Source organism: Limibacillus sp., from assembly GCA_037379885.1.
In the GTDB taxonomy this organism is placed as follows: domain Bacteria; phylum Pseudomonadota; class Alphaproteobacteria; order Kiloniellales; family CECT-8803; genus JARRJC01.
Window position 1 is genome coordinate 1 of the sequence record JARRJC010000110.1, and the last position, 3,466, is coordinate 3,466.

At 62.6% G+C, this 3,466-nt stretch carries 3 protein-coding genes; all 3 read right to left on the bottom strand.

What is annotated here, in order from left to right:
* Window positions 1-257: hypothetical protein (locus tag P8X75_14995; protein ID MEJ1996488.1), on the bottom strand; the 257-nt coding region annotated here is incomplete at its 3' end.
* Entirely contained in the window at window positions 244-1,539 is a 1,296-nt protein-coding gene (soxC, locus tag P8X75_15000; GenBank protein MEJ1996489.1) for a sulfite dehydrogenase, read from the bottom strand. The genes soxC and P8X75_14995, both read right to left, overlap by 14 nt.
* A gap of 459 nt (window positions 1,540-1,998) precedes the next feature.
* Window positions 1,999-3,105 carry an MFS transporter gene (locus P8X75_15005; GenBank protein MEJ1996490.1) on the bottom strand — a complete coding sequence of 369 codons (1,107 nt, stop codon included), beginning with the start codon at window positions 3,103-3,105 and terminating at the stop codon, window positions 1,999-2,001.
* Window positions 3,106-3,466: the final 361 nt, after the last annotated feature.

Genomic DNA, 3,466 nt, shown 5'->3' on the forward strand with positions numbered 1-3,466 from the left:
GGGGCCACCGGAGGCATGATCGGCCCTTCGACGCCGGTCGCGCCGTGACAGACCGCACAATAGTCGGCGTAGACTTGCGCCCCCGCCGCTACGTTCCCACTGCCCGGCGGCAGGCCGGTTCCGTCCGGCAACGCGTGGCGGGCGTAACTCGGAATCTCATTGAGTGAGAGCTCTTGTCCTAGACCGGGACCTTCGGCTAGCGCGGCCGAAGCGCTGTAGATCAGAAGGCAAACCAGGAAGGCTTTAGCTATAGGCATTTTCCACCATCCCTTCCGGCGTGATGTGCCAAGCCTGAATCGCGTTGTTGTGCAAGAAATTTGACGGGTCGTACCGAGCCTTCCACTCGCTACGAATCGGTTGTTGGGCGCCGGTTTCATCTTCCGCGCGGCTCATGAGCAGGGTAGGTGATCCGTCCCACCGCCAGGGCAACCGGAAGCGGGTCAATGCCCGTGGAAGGACCGGCCCTTCCAGGGGCGCTTCGGCCCAGCTTCGGCCACCGTCCGCCGAGACCTCCACCCGGCGCACCCGCCCAGCTCCGGTCCAGGCCAATCCGGAGATCTCATAGAGGCCCGTACCGGTCATGTTCATGGTTGCAGAAGGATGGGTGATAACGGACTTCACCCCCATCGCGAAGGTGAACTTGGTGGAGCCTCCTTCGGCCAGCATCTCGGTGTACTCGCCCGATTCATGCTTGCTGTACACCGGCTGGTCCGTGACCCAGAGACTGGTCACCCACTTGACGTTCATGTTGCCCTCGTAGCCGGGTAGGAGTAGCCGCATTGGATAACCCTGCTCGGGCCGCAGGCGTTCGCCGTTCTGGTAGAGCGCGAGAATAGCGTCGTCCATGATCTTTTCCATGGGGATAGAGCGGGTGAGACTGGCCGCGTCATTGCCGACCGCCGCCACCCATTTGCCGTCGGGCTTAACGCCCGCCTCGTCCATCAACACGTTGAGCGGAATTCCAGTCCATTCTGCGTTCGACAAGAGTCCATGCAGCATGTCGCAGCCGGCCTGCATGGGTTCCTCCAGTATGGCGTTGAAGAAGCTGTTGCCGGAGCACTCAAGGAAGTGGACCTTGCTCTCCAGCGGGTAACGCGCCAGCGCGTCGAGGCTAAACTTCAGCGGTCGTTCGACCAGTCCGTGGATCATCAGGTTATGACGCAGCGGATCAATCTCGGGGCGGCCGCCATGGTGCACTTCGAAGTGCAAGCCGTTCGGCGTGATCGTGCCTTGCAGATGCTGCAGCGGTGTTCCAGAGAAGCTGAAGCCTGGCGCCAGATCCTTGTAGATCTGTATCAAAGCGCGCTTCACATGGGCTTCTTGCGCCGCCGGCATCCCGTACTCGCGGACCGGCAGTCCTTCTGTTGTGACCCAATCAGGTGGAGGCGGCGCAGCGCGCACCTCTTCGATGATGCCAAGGCTGGCAACCGCTGTGCCACCACCGAGGGCAAGGCCACCGCCTAAAAGTTTACGTCTATTGATCAGTCCCCCTCCGGCGGCAACATTTTCAGCCGGAAGCTCTGCTCTTCGGAACTTCATTGCTCACCTCCTACTAGCGCGATTGAGGTCCTTTGACCCAATCGACTGGTGAGGAATGAGCTCTCTGGAAATGGGGCACCGAGAAAGGCGACACGCATAGTGTCCTCCTGTGCAGGCTAAACCCCTCGGTCGCGAAATAATAACACCATCTAGAGACCAAAAGAAGGATTCCACTATCAATGTTAAGCGTTCCTAACGGCACGTAGGCATCAGCTGCCTCTCTTATGTCCGCTGTAGCCAATTGCAGGCATTACTCGTGGCTGCGACTTTGAGCCAAAAGTCAGCAGGGTAGGGGAGAAAGGCGCGCCTCCGGCAGAGCGCTTTTCACTGCGTCTCCCGTTGGAAACATAATCCGCGTGTCGGGGGTTCGAATCCCTCCCCCGCTACCAAATCAAACCCATCACATGAACGCTGCGATGCGCTTTCCTCAGGTCGAGGCTTGGACCGGGGAGGGGGCGCTTACGACGGCTCCTCGTTCTTCGCTTCGGCTTGGTCCACGGCCCAGTCGCTGGCGGACTGCACCGCCACTGGCGAGGCGGAGGGGATCACGCCCAGGTAGCTCTCGGTCTCGCCGATCGGGACGGTCGAGCGCCGCGTCATGCGGTAGAGCGCATAGAGAGCGATGGCGCCGAAGGTCGCGCCGAGCACCAGCCAGAAGGCGAAGGGGTTGAACTGCTGCATCGCCCAGCCGGTGACCAGCGGCCCCAGTATCGCGCCCACCCCGAAGGTCAGGACGAGGCCGCCCGAGGCGGCCGGCATGTCTTCAGCCGTGAGATAGTCGTTGGTGTAGGCGAGGAAGAGAGCGTAGAGGGGCGTCGTCACCCCTCCGGCGAAGAAGGCGGCTGCCATCATCAGCCACAGGCCACCCCCGGTCATCCAGCCGACAGCGCAGGAGAGAGCGCCCAGAAGGGCCGCCCCGAAGATCAGCTTGCGCCGGTCCATCCGGTCCGAGAGCCAGCCGATGGGAAACTGCAGGAGCAGTGCGCCCGCAAACAGCATCGCGATGAAGAGCGCGATCTCCGAGGCGGCCATGCCGATCTTGGAGCCGTAGACCGCGCCCATGCCCGATTGCGTGGCGTAGATGGCCCCCAAGAGGAAGATGCCGACGGTCCCCAGGGGCGAGCCCTTGAAGAGGCTGCGCAAGCCCATCGGCCGCGTGACCTCGGTCACCGGCGCCGTGGTGACGGACAAAAGGATGGGCGCGAAGGAGACCGAAACCAGGATGGAGGCGACGATGAACAGCCCCGCGGTCTGCGCGTCGCCCATCGCCAGCAGCCCCTGCGCCCCGATGATTCCCAGCGTCTGCGCGATCATGTAGGCGGACAGGACCGTGCCCCGGGTCTCGTTGGTGGCGGCATCGTTCAGCCAGCTCTCCGCAGTGACGTAAATGCCCGACATGCAGAAGCCCACGAGTATGCGCAGCAGGGTCCAGGCCCAGGGCTCGGTCAGCAGCGGAAAGGCGATCAGCCCGGCGGACATGAAACTGCCCAGGGCCGCGAAGACCCGCACATGCCCCACGCGCCGTATGAGCCAGGGGGTGAGTCCAGTTCGGCGGAAGAGACGCACTCGATCCCGCCGCGAAGTCCGATGAGCGTGAAGTGCAGGCCGTTGCCCAGCCTGATCAGACCAATGCCGATCAGAAGAGCCCAAACACTGGCCAAGACCTTGAACATGAAGCGCCCTCTTGCTCCTGGAGTTCCACCCCTGGTGCATGAAGCCTCGCGGCAGGGAGGCTCAGTCACCCTCAACGGACCGCCGCAGGGTCCTTTGTTTAAGACAGATAAACAAGGGCGAAGGGGAAGCAAGTGGAGCAAGGCAGGCCTTCGAGCCCGCCGGAGCAAGGCGAGACCGTCAGCCGGCGGAGGGAAGGCTTTCCGTCATCCGCTTAGCGCGCCCTACTTGTCGTCCAGGTTTTCCCTGAGTGCCG